At 62.6% G+C, this 17,561-nt stretch carries 18 protein-coding genes and 1 riboswitch; of the genes, 6 read left to right on the top strand and 12 right to left on the bottom strand.

The genetic code is table 11. The annotated features are described in order from the left end of the window. Window positions 1–28 precede the first annotated feature (28 nt). A riboswitch (cobalamin riboswitch) is annotated at window positions 29–224 on the bottom strand. Between the two features lie 267 nt (window positions 225–491). From PVA39_RS06885 to PVA39_RS06865, 5 genes are all read right to left on the bottom strand, one after another. Then, window positions 492–2,927, bottom strand: a complete 2,436-nt coding sequence (locus PVA39_RS06885; protein ID WP_274123455.1) for a membrane-bound PQQ-dependent dehydrogenase, glucose/quinate/shikimate family — start codon at window positions 2,925–2,927, stop codon at window positions 492–494. 214 nt (window positions 2,928–3,141) lie between these two features. Further along, the gene (gene mntP / locus PVA39_RS06880) at window positions 3,142–3,705 is read right to left on the bottom strand and encodes a manganese efflux pump MntP (RefSeq protein WP_274123454.1); all 564 of its coding nucleotides are present in this window, start codon (window positions 3,703–3,705) and stop codon (window positions 3,142–3,144) included. Between the two features lie 285 nt (window positions 3,706–3,990). Then, a complete protein-coding gene (gene nhaA / locus PVA39_RS06875) occupies window positions 3,991–5,343 on the bottom strand; it encodes a Na+/H+ antiporter NhaA (protein ID WP_274123453.1) in 1,353 nt (450 codons plus the stop codon). A 203-nt stretch (window positions 5,344–5,546) separates the two neighbouring features. Beyond that, the gene (locus PVA39_RS06870) at window positions 5,547–6,632 is read right to left on the bottom strand and encodes a polyamine ABC transporter substrate-binding protein (protein ID WP_274123452.1); all 1,086 of its coding nucleotides are present in this window, start codon (window positions 6,630–6,632) and stop codon (window positions 5,547–5,549) included. 228 nt (window positions 6,633–6,860) lie between these two features. Next, a complete protein-coding gene (locus PVA39_RS06865; protein ID WP_274123451.1) occupies window positions 6,861–7,130 on the bottom strand; it encodes a hypothetical protein in 270 nt (89 codons plus the stop codon). Between the two features lie 246 nt (window positions 7,131–7,376). Between PVA39_RS06865 and dusA the strand changes: the two genes are divergently transcribed. Together dusA and tal are read left to right on the top strand one after the other, a co-directional pair. Next, on the top strand, window positions 7,377–8,375 hold the full coding sequence (dusA, locus tag PVA39_RS06860) for a tRNA dihydrouridine(20/20a) synthase DusA (protein WP_443200945.1): 999 nt from the start codon (window positions 7,377–7,379) through the stop codon (window positions 8,373–8,375). Window positions 8,376–8,466: 91 nt separating this feature from the next. After that, entirely contained in the window at window positions 8,467–9,393 is a 927-nt protein-coding gene (tal, locus tag PVA39_RS06855) for a transaldolase (protein ID WP_274123449.1), read from the top strand. Window positions 9,394–9,454: 61 nt separating this feature from the next. Here tal and rssC read toward each other — a convergent pair whose 3' ends face one another. Beyond that, window positions 9,455–9,940, bottom strand: coding sequence for an anti-sigma factor antagonist RssC (gene rssC / locus PVA39_RS06850; RefSeq protein WP_147176110.1), 486 nt, complete (start codon window positions 9,938–9,940; stop codon window positions 9,455–9,457). An 8-nt stretch (window positions 9,941–9,948) separates the two neighbouring features. Continuing rightward, complete coding sequence (rssB, locus tag PVA39_RS06845) at window positions 9,949–11,133, bottom strand: two-component system response regulator RssB (protein WP_093505063.1); 1,185 nt, start codon at window positions 11,131–11,133, stop codon at window positions 9,949–9,951. Window positions 11,134–11,342: 209 nt separating this feature from the next. Between rssB and PVA39_RS06840 the strand changes: the two genes are divergently transcribed. Then, the gene (locus PVA39_RS06840) at window positions 11,343–11,642 is read left to right on the top strand and encodes a PilZ domain-containing protein (RefSeq protein WP_093505123.1); all 300 of its coding nucleotides are present in this window, start codon (window positions 11,343–11,345) and stop codon (window positions 11,640–11,642) included. An 89-nt stretch (window positions 11,643–11,731) separates the two neighbouring features. Here PVA39_RS06840 and PVA39_RS06835 read toward each other — a convergent pair whose 3' ends face one another. Continuing rightward, window positions 11,732–12,391: an MlaA family lipoprotein gene (locus tag PVA39_RS06835; protein ID WP_372239558.1), complete on the bottom strand. Its 660-nt coding sequence runs from the start codon at window positions 12,389–12,391 to the stop codon at window positions 11,732–11,734. A gap of 237 nt (window positions 12,392–12,628) precedes the next feature. Here PVA39_RS06835 and PVA39_RS06830 point away from each other — a divergent pair, with 237 nt between their 5' ends. Together PVA39_RS06830 and PVA39_RS06825 are read left to right on the top strand one after the other, a co-directional pair. Then, window positions 12,629–13,306: an HAD family phosphatase gene (locus tag PVA39_RS06830; RefSeq protein ID WP_274123448.1), complete on the top strand. Its 678-nt coding sequence runs from the start codon at window positions 12,629–12,631 to the stop codon at window positions 13,304–13,306. Between the two features lie 98 nt (window positions 13,307–13,404). Next, the gene (locus tag PVA39_RS06825; RefSeq protein WP_093505069.1) at window positions 13,405–13,671 is read left to right on the top strand and encodes a DUF4404 family protein; all 267 of its coding nucleotides are present in this window, start codon (window positions 13,405–13,407) and stop codon (window positions 13,669–13,671) included. Between the two features lie 70 nt (window positions 13,672–13,741). On the opposite strand, the gene queF is transcribed toward PVA39_RS06825, so the two are convergent. From queF to PVA39_RS06810, 3 genes are all read right to left on the bottom strand, one after another. After that, window positions 13,742–14,569, bottom strand: a complete 828-nt coding sequence (gene queF, locus PVA39_RS06820; protein ID WP_274123447.1) for an NADPH-dependent 7-cyano-7-deazaguanine reductase QueF — start codon at window positions 14,567–14,569, stop codon at window positions 13,742–13,744. 61 nt (window positions 14,570–14,630) lie between these two features. Further along, entirely contained in the window at window positions 14,631–15,329 is a 699-nt protein-coding gene (gene pyrF, locus PVA39_RS06815) for an orotidine-5'-phosphate decarboxylase (protein ID WP_093505073.1), read from the bottom strand. Window positions 15,330–15,417: 88 nt separating this feature from the next. Next, window positions 15,418–16,173 carry a sulfite exporter TauE/SafE family protein gene (locus tag PVA39_RS06810; protein WP_274123446.1) on the bottom strand — a complete coding sequence of 252 codons (756 nt, stop codon included), beginning with the start codon at window positions 16,171–16,173 and terminating at the stop codon, window positions 15,418–15,420. A 106-nt stretch (window positions 16,174–16,279) separates the two neighbouring features. On the opposite strand from PVA39_RS06810, the gene PVA39_RS06805 reads away from it, so the two are divergent. Next, window positions 16,280–17,245, top strand: coding sequence for a LysR family transcriptional regulator (locus PVA39_RS06805; protein WP_093505077.1), 966 nt, complete (start codon window positions 16,280–16,282; stop codon window positions 17,243–17,245). A 51-nt stretch (window positions 17,246–17,296) separates the two neighbouring features. Here PVA39_RS06805 and PVA39_RS06800 read toward each other — a convergent pair. Next, a partial coding sequence (locus PVA39_RS06800) for an aldehyde dehydrogenase family protein (protein ID WP_274123445.1) occupies window positions 17,297–17,561 on the bottom strand: 265 nt, incomplete at its 5' end.

Below are 17,561 nucleotides of genomic sequence, written 5' to 3'. Positions count from 1 at the left end.
GATGACTGGCGCCTGCCCGCCCGAAAGCGAGGTCAGCCCCATGCCGGCAGGTCTCCTGACTGGTACGTCTGCACAGCGATGCGGCCTTCCCGGAAATGACTCCAGTGACACGATTGCAGCGCTGCTCTGTACCTACAGTTGCGGGGGCAGTTCCGTTTGGCCACCCGAGGTGGCGACGGATTCCCTATTAATTCCTCACGGAAACCGGCGGCGGCATCTTAACCAATAACTAGTCCGCCTGCAGTGTTTTGCGGCGCCGGCTCGTTCAGCCAGGGCAGCGCAACGACCTGCGCGAAAGCGCGGCCATTATTGTTACAACATAACATTTTAGCAAGCTGATTCGGTCATGGCTGATAACCAACAGCTAGACGGGGAATCAATACAGGCAGGTCCAGAGCAAAAAGGCGCCGATGAATGCGATAGACCGGCACGACGATCGCCGCCCCATAGAAAAAGCCCCTGTAGCGACTTCGCTGCAGGGGCTTGCGGACTCAGTCCGGCAGTGCGTAGGCGATCACGTAATCGCCGCGGTCCGGCGAGTTACGGCCGCCGCCCGCCGAGATCACGATGTACTGCTTACCGGTGGCCGGATCCTTGTAGCTGATCGGCGTGCCCTGGCTGCCGACAGGCAGACGACCTTTCCAGACTTCCTGGCCGGTGGCGCTGTCGTAGGCGCGCAGGTAGTAGTCCTGAGTGGCGGCGATGAACAGCAGGCCGCTCTGGGTGGACAGCGTGCCGCCGATGGTCGGCATACCGACTGGAATCGGCAGGTGCATCTTGATACCCAGCGGGCCGGTATCCTGCACGGTGCCGACCGGTACTTGCCAGGCGATCTGCCGGGTGTTCAGGTCAACGGCGGTCAGGGTGCCGAACGGCGGCTTCTGGCACGGGATATCCAGCGGCGAGGTGAAACGCAGCTTGGCATTGATCGCGTACGGCGTGCCTTCCAGTGGTACCGCGGCGTTGGCGATGTTGGCCGCTTCGCCGCCGTCATTCTTCGGCGCGCTGCCTTTGGCCGGCTGAGGAATCAGCTGCACCTCGAGACCGACACGCATGTCGTTGACGAACAGGTAGTTGCGCGTCGGATCGACCGACAGGCCGCCCCAGTTCATGCCGCCCAGCGAGCCTGGCAGATTCAGCGACGGGTCGGTACCCGGCGGCGTGAACAGACCGTCATAGCGCATCGACTTGAACTTGATGCGGCACATCAGCTGGTCGAACGGCGTGGCGCCCCACATGTCGGACTCGGTCAGAGTATCCGCACCGATCTGCGGCATACCGACGGAAACCGGCTGGGTCGGCGAATAACGCTCACCCTCGATCTGCCCCGGCTGCACCGGACGCTCCTGCACTTCGGTCAGCGGCTTGCCGGTCAGGCGGTCGAGCACGAACAGCTGGCCGGCCTTGGTGCCGAACACCAGGGCCGGAACCTTGCTGCCGTCGGGCTGGGTGAAGTCGATGAAGCTCGGCTGCATCGGCACGTCGAAGTCCCAGAGGTCGTTGTGCACGACCTGATAGACCCACTTCTCGTCACCGGTGGTGGCGTCCAGCGCCAGCATAGAGGCACCGTACTTGCGGTCCAGCGCGGTGTGCTTGAGGCTCCACAGGTCGATGGCGGCGCTGCCGACCGGCATGAACACCGTGTTGGAATCCGGATCGTAGGACATCGGCGCCCAGACATTTGGCGTGGAACGGGTATAGGTGTCGCCCACCGCTGGCCCTTCGCGATCTTCCGGCTTGCCCGGGTCGAAGGCCCAGCGCATCTCACCGGTGATCACGTCGAAGCCGCGCATCACGCCGCCCGGCATATCCGTGCTGACGTTGTCGGCTACACGGCCGCCAACCACCACGGTCGTGCCGGCCAGGGTCGGCGCCGAGGTCAGTGAATACTGGCCCGCATCGGCACCCTTGCCCAAACCGGCCTTGAGGTCGACACGACCCTGTACGCCGAAGTCGGAGCAGAACTCGCCGGTGTTGGCGTCCAGGGCGATCAGCTCGGACTCGATGCTGTTCATCAGAATGCGCTGCTGGCAGGCGGCGCCGGCCGCTACGCTGGCCACCTTGATGGGCGTGGAATTCGGCTGCGTGGGCTGGGCGATCGGCCGCGTGGCATCGAAGTACGCGAGGCCGCGGCAGCGCATCCACTTCTTCTGCTGGGCATTGATCTGCCGGTTCCAGATTTCCTTGCCGGTAGCCGCTTCTAGGGCGATCACGTTGTTGTGCGGGGTGCACAGGAATACGCGGTCACCGACCTGCAGCGGCGTTTGCTGGTCTTCGGCGCCATTGCCGGTCGGGCTTTCCGGGACGTCACCGGTGCGATAGGTCCAGGCGACCTGCAGATTCTTGACGTTATCGGGGGTGATCTGGTCCAGCGCGACGAAACGCGAGCCGCCTGGCGTGTTGCCGTAGTGCTCCCAGTTTTGCTGCGCCTCGCTCGCCGGCGTCGCCACCGGCGCATTGCCACTGGCGGCCACCACCGGATGGGGCTGGAACATGCCCCATACCGCGGCGCCGAAACCCAGTAACAACACACCGGCCGCCACGAAGGCCGGCGCAGGCCTGGCGGTCCGGCCGCTACCGCGCTGCAGCAGCGGATAGGACAACGCCACGCAGATCATGAAGCCGGTCAGCACCATCAACCGCGAGATCAGCGGCCAGAAATCCAGGCCGGCGTCCCACAGGGACCAGGCCAGGGAACCGACGAACACCGCTGCGAACAGCACACCGCCAGAAGCCCGAGCACGCACGATCTGTAAGCCAGCGACCAGCATCACCACACCGGCGATCAGGAAGTAGGCACTGCCGCCAAGCGCGACCAGGCGGTACCCGTAAACGCTGAAAAACAGGCTGGTTGCCAGAATGACGAGGCCGAGCGCCGCGAGCCAAAGTCGCGCGACAGCCGAAGGTGGCGATCTATCGTTTGCCATCGAATAATCCAAGAAGTCGTTTTAGAAGAGCCCGGCGGGCGGTTAACCGGCAATTATACAAGCGCAGCGGCTGTCGAAATATTCAGAAACATGGCTGAATTCATCTATATGTATCGTTTTTCACGATGACGTTCCGCTGATTACTCGCACCCGCCCTATCCCTGCGTCCGCAAAAACCTGAAGAACGTACTGCAGCAGCAGCGGGCGCGAAGCATCACATGGTGTGCTCGTAGAGAATCGCCGCGCCCACACCAATCAGCACCAGGCCGCCGAGGATCTCGGCCTTTTGGCCGATGGCGGTACCAATCAGACGGCCGAGCATCACACCGATGGTGACCATGGTCATGGTCGCCAGGCCGATAGCCAGTGCCGCCACCCAGATGTTCACGTCGACGAAGGCCAGGCCGACGCCCACCGCCAGCGCATCGATGCTGGTAGCGAACGCCGTAGCGGCCAGCAGCCAGAACGAATGGGACTTGGGCTTTTCCTCTTCCTCATCAGCCTCGGGTCGCAAGCCTGCGTAGATCATATGCACGCCGAGCAGCAGCAAGAGCGTGAAGGCGATCCAGTGGTCCCATTCTTCGGCAAAACTGGCGGCCGCCTGGCCGATGAACCAGCCGATGACCGGCGTAATAGCTTCGATCACGCCAAAGATCAGCCCGGTACGCAGCGCGTCGAGAAAACGGGGTTTATGCAGCGAAGCACCCTTGCCAACAGCCGCGGCGAAGGCATCGGTGGACATGGCGAAAGCCAGGAGAACGAGGGATAGGAAGCTCACGGTTACGTCTCGGTCGGGCTATGAGTCAATGACGGATACACGCGCCCCGACCTTAGGCACGTATCTGTCATTGGTCTCACCAACCAAACGGTGCTCGTACCACGGCTGCTGCCGAGAATGTTGATACGAACGCTGCCAGGCGAACTCGGCAGCAGGCTACTCCCCAAAGAGGCACGCACTCTACCCAAAAGCGCAGCGTGAAAAAACCATTTTTCCGCGTGAGAAGCAACCGCCTTGGCGCCCGGCAACATCGCATTACCGGGCGCCTGGATCCAGCACCGGGCGTCAGGCGGTAGCCGTCAACGGAGTGCCGCGCAACTGCCGCAGGTACAGCATGCCCCAGGTCAGTCCCAGCAAGGCCGAAGCGCAAGACCCCAGCAGCACGCCCAGTTTCGCGGCGGCCAGCAGGTCGCTATCGGCGAACCCCAGGTTGGCGATGAAGATCGACATGGTGAAGCCGATCCCGGCCAACAGGCCGACCAGCGCGATGGCCGACCAGGACAGATCCGCCGGCCGCCGGCACAGGCCAAGCCTGACCACCAGCCAGCTGAAGCTCAGAATGCCAACCGGCTTGCCCACCAGCAGGGCCACGGCCAGCCCCGTGAACACCCAGTACGATGCCCCCTGGGATAGGTCGGTGGCGCCGAGACTGACACCGGCGTTGGCCAGGGCGAACAGCGGCATCAGGCCAAAGGTGACCCAGGGATGCAGCGCCAGCTGGACCCGCACCACCGGCGGCATCAGCTCACGCTGGGCGATACGCAGCTCACGCAAGGAATGCGCCGCCGCACCGGCCGTCGCGCCCTCCAGCTCGCGGGCAATACGGCCAACCGCATCGCGCGGCAACTCATGGCTGGGCAGCGCGGCCACGGGCGTCATCAGACCCAGGATCACACCGGCCAGGGTCGGATGCGCGCCGGTCAGCAGCAGTCCGCCCCATATCAGCAATCCTGGCAATACATAGGCGTAGGCCGAGCCGACGCCGATGCGCTGCAGACCGAGCACCGCCAGGCCGCCAACGCCCGCCAGTAAAAAGCCGCTGTAATTGAGGCCATCGGAATAGAACACGGCGATCAGGATCACCGCGATCACATCGTCGATAACCGCCAGCGTCAGCAGAAAGATCCGCACGCTCGAGGGGATGCCCTTGCCTAGCAACGCCAGCAGGCCAACCGCAAAGGCGATATCGGTTGCCGCCGGAATCGCCCAGCCACCAGCTCCTGGCCCACCGTGGTTGAACGAGGCGTAGATCAGCGCCGGGACGATCACCCCGCCACACGCCGCGGCGATGGGCAGCGATGCCTGGCGCAGATCTACCAACGCGCCTTCGTGCATCTCGCGGCGAATCTCCATGCCGACGACCAGGAAGAACAAGGTCATCAGGCCGTCGTTGATCCAGAAATGCAGGGGTTGGGAAATGGCCAGGCTGCCAATGCCGAACGACACAGGCGCATGCCAGAGGGCGTGATAGCTGTGGGCGTAGGAGGAATTGGCCCAGATCAGGGCGACAGCGGTGGCCAGCAGCAGCACCACACCGCTGAAAGACTCACGGTGCAGAAGATCACGAAAGGCGGCGAACCCCTGCTGGGCCAAATGCTGGGCACGGGGAATCTGCTGAAACGACGGGGGCGTTTTCATCGGCGAACGAGCTCCGCGCGGCGGCCCGACCTGCGCATTTTAACCTGTATCGCCGCACCATGCGGTTAACACCCGGGCGCAATCCTACACAGATGATCCGCCCGGATACCAGCCCCAAAGCCTCGTCGCAGACGACTTCGGTGTTGCCACCAGCGATCCGGCACGGTCGACAAACCGCCAAATATCGGGGCAATAGCGGCCTGTCAGCGCCCGGTTTTGATGCGCGTCCATTCGCGGGTGATGATCCGCTGGATCGGCGCCGGAAGGTCGGCAGACACGTACAGCTTGGCGATCACGTCATCGGCCGGGTAGATGCCTGGGTTGTCGCGCACGCTTTGGTCGAGCAGCGCGGTGGCATCCTTGTTCGGGTTGGCGTAGCCCACGTAATCACTGACTGGCGCGATGACATCCGGGCGCAGCAGGTAATTGATCAGCGCATGGGCGCCATCGGGGTTACGGGCATCGCGGGGAATGGCGAACATGTCGAACCACAGGTTGGCGCCCTCCTTCGGAATCACGTAGCGAATGTCGACTGACTTGCCGGCGTCCTTGGCGCGACTCTGGGCCTGCATCACGTCACCCGAATAGCCGACCGCCACGCAGATATCACCGTTGGCCAAGTCCGAGATATAGCGCGAAGAGTGAAAGTAGGTCACCGACGGCGCCAGTTTCTGAAGCAGCGCCGAGGCCTTGGTGTAATCGTCGGGCTCATGGCTATTGGGGTCGAGGCCCAGATAATGCAGCGCCTGAGGAATAATCTTCACCGGCGCATCGAGAAAGGCCACGCCACAGCCTTTCAGCTTGGCCAGATTATCGGCGTTGAACACCAGTCCCCAGGAATCAACCGGCGCGCCATCGCCCAGCACCGCCCTGACCTTCTCGGCGTTGTAGCCAATACCGACCGTCCCCCACATATACGGCACCGCGTATTTGTTTCCAGGGTCGGCGGCCTCGAGGCGCTGCATCAGACGCGGATCCAGATGCGACCAGTTGGGCAGCTTGCCGCGCTCCAGCGGCTGATACACCTGGGCGCGAATCTGCTTGGACAGAAACTGGCTGGACGGCACCACAAGATCGTATCCGGAGTGTCCGGACAATAGCTTGGCTTCCAGCATCTCGTTGGTTTCGAAGACATCGTAGGCCACGGCGATACCGGTTTCCTTCTCGAAGTTCTTCAGGGTGTCCGGGCCCATGTAGTCGGACCAGTTGTAGAAATGCACCTGTTTGTCATTGGCTTGGACGGTGGTGCAGGCGATGAGGCTGAGACTGGCGAACAGCAGCTTGTTCATGGTCGATCCTTGGTAGGTGCGAGACGCTGACGTGCAACGCGCGAGCGCTGCGGCAAGGCGTGGCCAGCTGACAAAGCAGAAGCTGTGCCAGAAGACTCAAGGTTTGGGTCTAGCCAAGGATTTGGAAAATACAACGTGTGGGGGTGGGTTCGCTGCACCATCGTGAGGTGGCTCTGCCTTATGAAACACGTTTAAACCCACGTTGACTCATCGAGTGACAGGCCCCGATCAGTCGCCCCCGCCGCCTCCATCCCCACCGCCATCACCGCCCCCACAATCGCTTACACCGCCATCATTTCCGCAAAAGTTGCCGCCGCGGTGGTCGTTATCAATCATGGTGCTGCTGGAACCGCCCGAGTCGCCAGAGTCATTTTTCTTACTTGGCTTGCGACTGGCGGAGGTGAAGAACTTGTAGAGAATGCGCGCCCCCAACGCCACCAACACCAGTACATAGATCCACTGGGTTATACCGATACCCCAAAACCCCTGATTGATCATCGCCATATCCTGCCGACTGTCCCGCCCTGAGCCAGTGTCGTCATCGCGGCACCGGTATTTCGCTACTTACGACCCGGCCAGGCTGCTGGTCGTTCAACGCTGCTCCGCATCGCTTTCCTGATAAACTGCGCGCCCGACACCTATGCCCCGGCCTAGGTGCATCAACCTGTTTACCTTACTTGACGATTTCACTTCCGGCCATGTAGCAGACCGCCAGAATCATTACCCCCTATTCCCGAGATGCCCTTGCAAACCGCCTCCGCCGCCGCACGCCCAGCCCTCTCCCGTCGCTTCTCCGTGGCGCCCATGATGGACTGGACTGACCATCATTGCCGCTATTTCCTGCGCCAGCTGTCGCAGCATGCGCTGCTGTACACGGAAATGGTCACCACCGGGGCGCTGCTGCATGGCGACACCGCACGTTTTCTACATTACGACCGGAGCGAACACCCCGTGGCGCTGCAACTGGGCGGCAGCAACCCGGCGGAGCTGGCCGCCTGTGCGCGGCTTGCCGAGCAGGCCGGTTACGACGAAGTGAACCTCAACGTTGGCTGCCCCAGTGACCGGGTGCAGAACAACATGATCGGCGCCTGCCTGATGGGCCATCCGGCGCTGGTGGCCGATTGCGTCAAGGCCATGCGTGATGCGGTGAGCATTCCCGTGACCGTCAAGCACCGCATCGGCATCGATGGGCGCGACAGCTACGAGCAGCTTTGCGATTTCGTCAGCCAGGTCCGCGATGCCGGGTGTGGCAGCTTCACCGTGCATGCGCGCATCGCCATCCTGTCGGGACTGTCTCCCAAGGAAAACCGTGAAATTCCGCCGCTGCGCTATGACATCGCCGCCCAGCTCAAGCAGGACTTCCCGAATCTGGAGCTGATCCTCAACGGCGGCATCAAGACCCTCGACGCCTGTCAGGAGCACCTGCAGACCTTTGACGGCGTGATGCTCGGCCGTGAGGCGTACCACAACCCTTACCTGCTGGCAGAGGTCGACCAGCAACTATTCGGCAGCGAGCGTGTGCCGGTCAGCCGCCATACGGCGATGCTCGCGATGCGCTCCTATATCGAGCAGCACATGGCCGCCGGTGGCCTGATGCACCACGTCACACGCCATATGCTCGGCCTGGCTCAAGGCTTCCCGGGCGCTCGGCGCTTCCGTCAGTTGCTGTCGGCGGACATCCACAAGAGCGATCAGCCACTGGCCATTTTCGACCAGGCGGCCGACATCCTGCAGGGCCGTTGAGCATCTATGGCCGCTCGGCGGCCTTGCCAGCAGTTGAGCGCCAACTGAGGCTCAGGTAAGGTCTTGGCACCCGAATCGACAAGGCCGTGCCATGACCTCCAAGCTGGATCAACTCAAGCAGTTCACCACCGTGGTTGCCGACACCGGCGACATCGACGCCATCGCCCGTCTCAAGCCGGTGGACGCCACCACCAACCCCTCGCTACTGCTCAAGGCCGCCGCACTTCCCCGCTACGCCGAGCTGCTCAAGCAGGCGGTGGCGGCGAGCAAGGGCGACGTCGACCTGGCCAGCGACCGCTTTGGCGTGACCGTGGGTCGGGAAATCCTTCAGGTGATTCCCGGCCGTATTTCCACCGAAGTGGATGCCCGTCTGTCCTTTGACACCCAGGCCACTCTGAGCCGCGCCAAACGCTTGGTTGAGCTATACGAAGAAGCCGGCGTAAGCCGCGAGCGTATCCTGATCAAGATCGCCTCGACCTGGGAAGGCATTCGTGCCGCCGAGCAGCTGGAAAAGTCCGGCGTACAGACCAACCTGACCCTGCTGTTCTCGTTCGCCCAGGCGCGCGCCTGCGCCGATGCCGGCGCGTTCTTGATCTCGCCGTTCGTGGGCCGCATCTACGACTGGTACAAGAAGGCCGAAGGCCGTGACTACGTAGGCAGCGAAGACCCCGGCGTACAGTCGGTAACGCGCATCTACGACTACTTCAAGGCCCAGGGCCACAAGACCGTGGTAATGGGCGCGAGCTTCCGCAACGTCGGTCAGATCGAACAACTGGCCGGCTGCGACCGCCTGACCATCAGCCCCGAGCTGTTGCAGCAACTGGCCGACGACAATGGCCCGCTGGAACGCAAGCTCAATACCGCAGTATCCGGGCAGAGCGAAGCGCGGATCAGCGAGAGCCAGTTCCGCTGGGACATGAACGAAGACGCCATGGCCACCGAAAAGCTCGCCGAGGGCATCCGCGGGTTCGCTCGCGATCAGGAGAAACTGGAAAAGCTGCTCACTGCCAACAGCTGAGCCTGCACAACGAAAAACGGGGCGCCGATATTATCGGCGCCCCGTTTTTTATGGCCGGGCTTCAGGGGTGCTGTTCTAGTGCGCTGACCAGGTCATGAAAGGCCGCACGGTTCGACTCGTTCAGGCCCATCAGGATGCGATGCGCTTCCAGCACATGAGCACGTACTACGTCTTCCGACTGATCCTGCGATGGCAGGTCGGACAGGCAATCCGGACACTCGTAGGGCTGGTCGATGATGTTGAACACCTGATCGAAGCCCATGGACTGCAGCAGTCGGGTGATGTCGGCGTGAGTGGTCACCACCGTTGGCAACAGACCGACCTTCTGGCGCGACAGAATCGAGAGTTTGGCCAGCAGCCCCAAGGTGGTGCTGTCGATGCTGCGGGTTTCCGTCAGGTCGATGACGATGGCGGAGAAATTCAGCGCCGTGAAGATCTTCTCGATTGTGGCGTCCAGGGCCGAACACAGGGTCAGGCGCACTTCGCCGATGAACTTCAGGACGAAGGTGCCATCCTGTTCGGCAAACTGGATTCTACCGGGGCTTATCCCAGGATTCATGCAAGGTTCCTGCTTAACACCAGCAAGGCGATATCATCCGGCATCTCCGCCAGATTGGCCAGTCCAAACACGCTACGCAACCCATCCAGGGTTCCACCTGCCTCGCTGACCAGCTTGGGCAGCAGGGCTTCTTTTTCCTGAAGGTTGTCACCGTCGAGCAAGTCGAGGATGCCGTCGGACAACAACGTCAGACTGAATGATTCGGGAAGCTCGATTTCAAGGTCGTTGTAGTCGGCCTCCTTGAACAGGCCAACCGGCAGGCCACGACCCTCCAGGTAATAGGCCTTGTCACCGGTGTACATCACCGGCAGCGGCAAGTGGCCACCGATGCTGTAGGTCAAGCGGTTGGATTCTTCATCGATAACGCCGCCGAGCATGGTCACGTGCTTGCCCAGCTTGCAGTTGATCAGGCCACGGTTGATGTGGCTGAGCACGTCCGAAGGTTTGAACTCGGGCAGCATGCCGTTGCGCCGAGACTCGTAGAGCAGGCGCGTGGTCATGAACTTGAGCAGTACGGTGACGAAGGCCGACGACGCGCCATGGCCGGATACGTCCGCCAGGTAGAAAGCCACGCGGCGCTCGTCGACCCGGAAGTAGTCGACGAAGTCACCGGAGAGATAGAGCGACGGGATGATCTGGTGAGCGAACGACAGCCCCTCGTCTTCCCACGGCGTGACCGGTAGCATGTTCATCTGCACCTGGCGGCCAGCGTTCTGGTCTTCCTGCAACAAGTGCAGGCTGGCCTGCAGCTCGCGGTTGGCGGTTTCCAGCTTTTCGCGGTAGCGCTCGTTCTCCTGGCGCAGGTGCACTCGATCCAGCGCACGACGCACCGAGTGCTCGAGCACCGCCAGATCTTCCAGCGGCTTGATCAGGTAGTCGGCAGCACCGAGGCGCAGGGCCTCGACCACATCGGTCATCACGCCGGCGCCGGAGACCACGATGATTGGCGCGGAATACTCCAGCGCGCTGATACGGCGGATCAGTTCGAGACCATCGACCTGCGGCATGCGTAGGTCGCAAACCACCAGATCGGGCCGCTCGCGTTCGAACACTTCGAGACCTTGCAAGCCGTTACTGGCCAGCAGGATGTTGAAGCCGCTGTCTTCCAAGTAGGCTGCAATGCTGGCGCGCACGACTTCGTCGTCATCGATCAGCAGCAACGTGGCACTGGTTTTGTGCATGGGGTGTCCAGGCAAACTGCGCCGGGGATGGTTAGCGTAAACGCAGCCAACAACCTGCGCGGGTACACGGTTCGCGTCAAGGCGCAGACGGTACTCCCATCCTCAGCGCGATTCAACAGGCGCTGTTGCCCCTGAGCGGCTTTACACCTTAAATGGCCGAGGGTTATAAGAACTGCAACAAAAGCCCGACCTTCAATGAGGATAGCTTGATGAGCCAGAATGATCGTGATTACACGGAAAAGCGCGATTACATTCGCATGCGCCTGGAAACCCAGGTGACGCTGACTCACGACGGCCAGTCGGTTCCGGCACTGTGCCGGGACCTCTCGAGCACCGGCATGCAGCTCGAAGCGCAGTGCAAGGCGAAGGTGGGCGACAAGGTAAGCGTGCTGGTTCCGTCCACTCACGATTCACTCAAGGGGCTGGAAACCGAAGCGGAAGTCGTGCGCGTAACCGATCTGGAAGATGGCCGGCAAGTGCTGGGACTGGCCGTGACCTCGATGAACTGAAACATTCAGTAACGTGATGGAGCCCACCTCCATCACGCTTCTCTCGGGCCGTTCGACCCTCGTCCTACTAACAGCGACCTAGCTGTTTTCTAGAAATCATCCTCCACCTCGCCGTCACGCACGCGGAATTCGCGGTTCTGCAGGTAGGCGTTGCGGATGAAGATGTACTTGTCGCCGCTGACCATGCGCTCGGCATCCAGCAGGCTGGCGCGGGTATCGACTACATTGACGCCGCGCACCACATTGCGCGTCGGCACATGGTCGATATAGGGATACACCGTCAGGAAGCTATCCGGAATTTTGGCCGGTGCATCGCGCAGCGAGCTAGGACCGAGCAGCGGCAGCACCAGATACGGGCCGCTTTCCACGCCCCATACGCCCAGGGTCTGGCCGAAGTCTTCGTCGCTGCGCTGCAGGCCCATGCGAGTAGCCACGTCGAAAAAGCCCAGACCGCCAAGGGTTGTGTTGAACAGGAAGCGGCTGGTATCAACGCCCGCATCGTGCACCTTGCCCTGCAGCAGGTTGTTGGCCAGGTTGCCGACCTCCCACAGGTTGCGGAACACATTGTGCACCCCGGTTTCGACGAATTGCGGCGTCACCTTGCGATAACCCTGAGCCAAGGGTTTGAGGGCGTAGGTGTCGACAGCATCATTGAAGCGGAAGATGGGACGATTGACTGACTCCCAAGGGTCTTCCGTTGCCGCCTGGCCTGCCAACGGCAGCGCCATCAGACCGGCGCAGGCCAGCATCCGACCAAGGCTCGCGATCCAATCGGGTCCAATCAAACGCATCATGTTTCTCCTAGGCTATGGGCGCAGCCTGTCAGGCGGCAGCGTCGTAGTATAAAGCCGTCTGCAGGCAATAGGCAGAGCGCCGTGGCGCCTGGGACGCGCTTCACGCTACCGCATGTCTGGGGAATGGCTTGTCATGCCACCGTCACATTGGCTTGCCATGGTGGGCACGATTACCGCCAGGGAATGACACCCATGCCTCAGCCCGCGTTCTGCGCCGCCACTTCTCCCTTCACGGCCATCCTATTCGGCCTGTCCGGCTGCCTGGTGGACTTCGGCGCCCGCAGCGCGTCGCTAAATGCCCAACGACACCTGGCACTGGTGCGTGAAGGTGGCAACCCTGCGCGGCAGCCGATCGGTAGCCTGGAGATGGATATCTGCGCCGAGCCGACACCAGGTGCACTCAGCACCCTGCGCAGCCTGCATGAACAGCAAGTGCCCTGCGCCTGGCTGGACGAGCTGCCGTCAAGCCTGACCGAGAAACTGGCCGTCCGCCTGCCCGACTGGCTGGCGGCCTCCCCGACTTGCACCCAGCGCACCTGGCCGGCACCGGATGCCTGCTGGCAGGCCCTCGCAGCGCTGCAGATCGAGCGCCTGGAAGGCTGCGTGCTCGTCAGCGGCGAGCCGCGTCTGGTACAAGCAGGGCTGAATGCCGGCTTGTGGACGGTCGGCCTGGCCGCCTGCGGCTCACTGGCCGGCCATACCCTGGCAGACTGGCAACTGCTTGACGGCACGCAACGCGACCGCTTGCGCGCCGAGGCAACGCTGGCCCTTTACCGCATCGGCGCGCACTCGGTGATCGACCAGCTTACCGACCTGCCAGCCTGCCTCGAGCACCTGCAGATTCGCCGCAGCAAGGGCGAAAAGCCCTGACCCGGCACCTTTCGATCGAGCTAGGCTGGATACGAAGTACTGACCTTTCGTCGCGCCGTACGGTCAATTGTCTTGCCTATCAAGAAAGGGAGAGCCCCATGCCTGCGAACCATCTGCAGCAGCAACTGGAAGAGCTGCGCAAGCAACTAGTCGAACATCCGCCGGAAAGCGAGGAGGACCGCGAATCGCTGGAACTGCTCGCCCGCGACATCGAACTGCAGCTCGCCGCACAACCGGTGTCCACCCCCGATGCCTCGCTGGTCGATGGCGTCAACCTGGCGGTGGAGCGTTTCGAAGTCAGCCACCCAACGCTCGCCGGCAGCCTGCGCAACATCATGCAGACCCTGGCCAACATGGGTATCTGAACCCGACGCCAGAAACGAAAAAACCAGCCCTACGGCTGGTTTTTTGCCTTTCCATTCAGGCAGATAACGCCTATTGCCGGACCAGACGCCGATTCGTCGACAGCGCCGTCAACGTCGTGCGATACGGATTGATATCCAGGCCACCGCGGCGCACATAACGCGCATACACCGTCAGGTACTCCGGCTGCAGCAGCTTGTGCAGATCCAGAAAGATCCTCTCCACGCACTGTTCGTGGAAATCCGCATGCTGGCGAAAGCTCACCAAGTAAGCCAAAAGGCTGGCCGGATCCAATTTTGCCCCACGATACTCGACCACCACACTACCCCAGTCCGGCTGGCCGGTGACCGGGCAGTTGGATTTGAGTAGGTGGCTGTGCAGGCTCTGTTCGACGACGCGCGCCGGATCGCAGCGCAGCAGCTCGGGCTGCGGCGCGGCGTAGTTGCTGATGCTTACGTCCAGCTCGTCGATACACAGGCCCGGCAAGGCGCTCAGCCCTTCGCGCGCGGCTTCTTCCAGGCTGCGCACACGCACACTCACCGGCTTGCCCGCAGTAGCCGACAGGTCTTTCTCCAGCACAGCGACCAATTCGGCCACGCTGGCGAACACCGACTGGTTCAGCGAGTTCAGGTACAGCTTGAAGGACTTGGACTCGATGATGTTCGGCGAATCGGCGGGAATCGCGAACTCGCCGATGGCCACGACCGGTTTGCCGGATGGCAGCAGCCAGGACAGCTCGAAGCAGTTCCAGTAATCCACGCCGCTATACGGCAGCGTATCGGCGCTCAGGCCCAGTTCGGCCCACTTGGTCGCACGAGGAATGGGAAACAGCAGTTCGGGCGAATAAGTGGCGATATACTCGCTGCTCTTGCCCAGCGGCGAATGTTCCACGGAATTCATGAGGCGTTACCTGCAATGCAACGGGTGCGGCAGCGAGCGCCGCACGAAAATTAAGGGCTGATCAACCCAGCTCGGCGACCAGCTTGGCCAGGGCGGCGGCCGGATCCGCGGCCTGACTGATCGGACGGCCGATCACCAGGTAGTCGGAGCCGGCGTCCAAGGCCTGGCGCGGGGTGAGGATACGGCGCTGATCGTCCTGAGCGCTGCCGGCTGGGCGAATGCCGGGCGTCACCAGCTGCAAACCAGGTTGAGCGGCCTTGAGAGCCGGTGCTTCGAGGGCAGAACAGACCAGGCCGTCCATGCCAGCTTTCTGCGCCAGCGCGGCCAGGCGCAGCACCTGCTCCTGGGGCTCGATGTCCAGACCGATACCGGCCAGGTCCTCGCGCTCCATGCTGGTCAGCACGGTCACGCCGATCAGCAGCGGTACCGGGCCGTTGAAGGCGTTCAACACCTCACGGCAGGCGCTCATCATGCGCAGGCCGCCGGAGCAATGCACGTTGACCATCCACACGCCCATCTCCGCGGCGGCCTTCACGGCCATGGCGGTGGTATTGGGGATATCGTGGAATTTCAGGTCGAGAAACACCTCGAAGCCGCGCTCACGTAGCGTGGTGACGATGTCCGATGCGCAGCTGGTGAACAGCTCCTTGCCCACCTTGACCCGGCACAGTTTCGGATCGAGCTGATCGGCCAGCGCAAGTGCCGCCTCACGGGTCGGAAAATCCAGGGCGACGATGATGGGTGTCTGACAAACGGACATGGGCAATTCTCGAGCGGACCAAATTCGGCGCGCATTGTAGCGCAATGCCGCCGCGATGGGCGGCGGCCCGGACGAGACTCGTCGGGTGTCAGGTCTTCAGTCCGAGCATCAGCGCGCACACCAGCAGGAAGGCGGTAAACAACACGCGCAGCATGCGCTCGGGCAAGGCGTGGGCCAGGCGTACACCCCAGCTGATGCTGAGCAACCCGCCGATGGCCAGCGGAATGGCCAGCGCCCATTGCACATGATCATGCAGCGCGTAGGTGGCCAAGGTCACTCCGGTGCTGGGCGCAGCCAACGCCAGGGCAAGCCCCTGGGCGACAACCTGGGAAGTACCGAATACGCTGGTCAGAATCGGCGTAGCGATCACCGCACCACCGACGCCGAACAAGCCGCCCAGAAGGCCCGAGCCGCTGCCCAACACGGTCAACCAAGGCCACGGATGACGCAACTGGCCTGACGCAGCCGGCGGGCGCAGAACCATGCGCAGCAGGTTGTAGAACGCCAATGCGACCAGGAACGCCACGAACGCCAGGCGCATTGACTCGGGGTCTAGATTGACCGCCCAGCTGGCGCCGAACAACGCGAACACGAAGCTCGTCAGCGCCAGGGCCAGGGCGTGGCGCAGGTCGATACGGTTGCGCTGGTGATAGCGCCACAGCGCTAACAGCACGTTGGGCACCACCATGACCAGCGCCGTGCCTTGGGCAAGCTGCTGATCGAGACCGAACAGTACACCCAATGCCGGAATCGCGATCAGGCCGCCGCCAATACCGAACAGCCCGCCGAGAGTGCCGAGCGACAGGCCAAGCAGAATATTGAGGGCAAACGCTAGCAGATCCATCATTCATCTCAATAAACAAGGTGAGCGCATGCTACCTGCGGCTGCCTAGATAGGTAACGCATAGCCCGGCATAATGGCTGTGCGATTTGCGCATAGCGAGCCTGCCATGAATCCCGATGCCCTGACTGACCAACTCAGCCTGTTTCTCGACGTGCTGGAAAGTGGCAGCTTTTCCGCCGCCGCCCGGCTGCATCCACTCACGCCGTCGGCGGTGTCGCGGCGTATCGACGCCCTGGAGCGCTCGCTGGACTGCGCCCTGTTCAGCCGCAGCACTCATGCGGTGCGCGCCACGCCGGCGGGCCTGGCGTTCGCCGAACGAGCGCGGCGGATTCTCGCCGAACTGCATCTGGCCCGCGCCGAGGCGGTATCGCTGAGCAGCGCGCCGGAGGGACTAATACGCATCGACTCACCGGCGCCGTTCGGTCGTCGCCACCTGGCGCCAGCAATTGCCGACTTTCTCACTGCCTACCCGGGGCTGGACGTGCAGCTACGGCTGATCGACAGCTTTATTGATCTGCACGGTGCTCACTTGGGCGAAGTGGATCTGGTGCTGCGCATCGGGCCGCTCGCCGATACCCGCCTGGTGGCAACGCCGCTGTCGCCGATGGTGCGAGTGGTCTGTGCCAGCCCGGCGTACCTGGAGCGCCGCGGCGTGCCGCGAACCCCTGCCGAGCTGCTAGAGCACGATGGCCTTGACTGGGACGGCCTGGCACCCGCTTACGCCTGGCGCTTCGAGAACGCAGGCAAGCTGGCGGTCTACCGCCCTCGTCGCCTGCGCATGACCGCCAACAATGCCGAGACGCTGGTATTCAGCGTACTGGCCGGCTTGGGCGTAGCGCACCTTCCGACCTGGCTGGTCAGCGAGTACCTGGTGCGTGGCGACCTGGTGGCGCTGTTCTGCGATAACGGCCTGCCGGCGCCCGAGCCCAGCGGCATCTACGCACTGCGCCTGGAGCGCGATACGGATTCGCGCAGCCGTCTGCTGCTGGAGTTTCTGAAAAACCGCTTTGGCCCCACGCCGCCTTGGGACCTGCCACTGCAGAGCGCCCTGCAACGGGGTGCCGGCAACTAGAAAACAAAAACGCGGCCGAGGCCGCGTTTTTGTTGAGCAGCCACTAAACGATCAGAAGAAGCCCAGCGGGTTGATGTCGTAGCTCACCAGCAGGTTCTTGGTCTGCTGATAGTGGTCGAGCATCATCTTGTGGGTTTCGCGTCCGACCCCGGACTTTTTATAGCCGCCAAAGGCAGCATGCGCCGGGTACAGGTGGTAGCAGTTGGTCCAGACGCGGCCGGCCTTGATACCGCGGCCCATGCGGTAGGCGCGGTTGATGTCGCGCGTCCACACGCCGGCGCCCAGGCCGAACTCGGTGTCGTTGGCGATGGCCAGG

It is taken from the genome of Pseudomonas sp. CNPSo 3701, assembly GCF_028674975.1.
Classification (GTDB): Bacteria; Pseudomonadota; Gammaproteobacteria; order Pseudomonadales; family Pseudomonadaceae; genus Aquipseudomonas; species Aquipseudomonas straminea.
Note: the sequence above shows the minus strand (reverse complement) of the source record. Positions and strands in the feature narration are given on the sequence as shown.

What these genes read in the sequence shown, in the direction of transcription:
- rssB (WP_093505063.1), bottom strand. Translation starts at nt 11,133, where the DNA reads ATGCACAAAACCAGTGCCACGTTGCTGCTGATCGATGACGACGAAGTC.
- tal (WP_274123449.1), top strand. Translation starts at nt 8,467, where the DNA reads ATGACCTCCAAGCTGGATCAACTCAAGCAGTTCACCACCGTGGTTGCC.
- PVA39_RS06810 (WP_274123446.1), bottom strand. Translation starts at nt 16,173, where the DNA reads ATGGATCTGCTAGCGTTTGCCCTCAATATTCTGCTTGGCCTGTCGCTC.
- PVA39_RS06885 (WP_274123455.1), bottom strand. Translation starts at nt 2,927, where the DNA reads ATGGCAAACGATAGATCGCCACCTTCGGCTGTCGCGCGACTTTGGCTC.
- PVA39_RS06870 (WP_274123452.1), bottom strand. Translation starts at nt 6,632, where the DNA reads ATGAACAAGCTGCTGTTCGCCAGTCTCAGCCTCATCGCCTGCACCACC.
- PVA39_RS06805 (WP_093505077.1), top strand. Translation starts at nt 16,280, where the DNA reads ATGAATCCCGATGCCCTGACTGACCAACTCAGCCTGTTTCTCGACGTG.
- PVA39_RS06825 (WP_093505069.1), top strand. Translation starts at nt 13,405, where the DNA reads ATGCCTGCGAACCATCTGCAGCAGCAACTGGAAGAGCTGCGCAAGCAA.
- PVA39_RS06865 (WP_274123451.1), bottom strand. Translation starts at nt 7,130, where the DNA reads ATGATCAATCAGGGGTTTTGGGGTATCGGTATAACCCAGTGGATCTAT.
- PVA39_RS06840 (WP_093505123.1), top strand. Translation starts at nt 11,343, where the DNA reads ATGAGCCAGAATGATCGTGATTACACGGAAAAGCGCGATTACATTCGC.
- PVA39_RS06830 (WP_274123448.1), top strand. Translation starts at nt 12,629, where the DNA reads ATGCCTCAGCCCGCGTTCTGCGCCGCCACTTCTCCCTTCACGGCCATC.
- pyrF (WP_093505073.1), bottom strand. Translation starts at nt 15,329, where the DNA reads ATGTCCGTTTGTCAGACACCCATCATCGTCGCCCTGGATTTTCCGACC.
- nhaA (WP_274123453.1), bottom strand. Translation starts at nt 5,343, where the DNA reads ATGAAAACGCCCCCGTCGTTTCAGCAGATTCCCCGTGCCCAGCATTTG.
- queF (WP_274123447.1), bottom strand. Translation starts at nt 14,569, where the DNA reads ATGAATTCCGTGGAACATTCGCCGCTGGGCAAGAGCAGCGAGTATATC.
- PVA39_RS06835 (WP_372239558.1), bottom strand. Translation starts at nt 12,391, where the DNA reads ATGCTGGCCTGCGCCGGTCTGATGGCGCTGCCGTTGGCAGGCCAGGCG.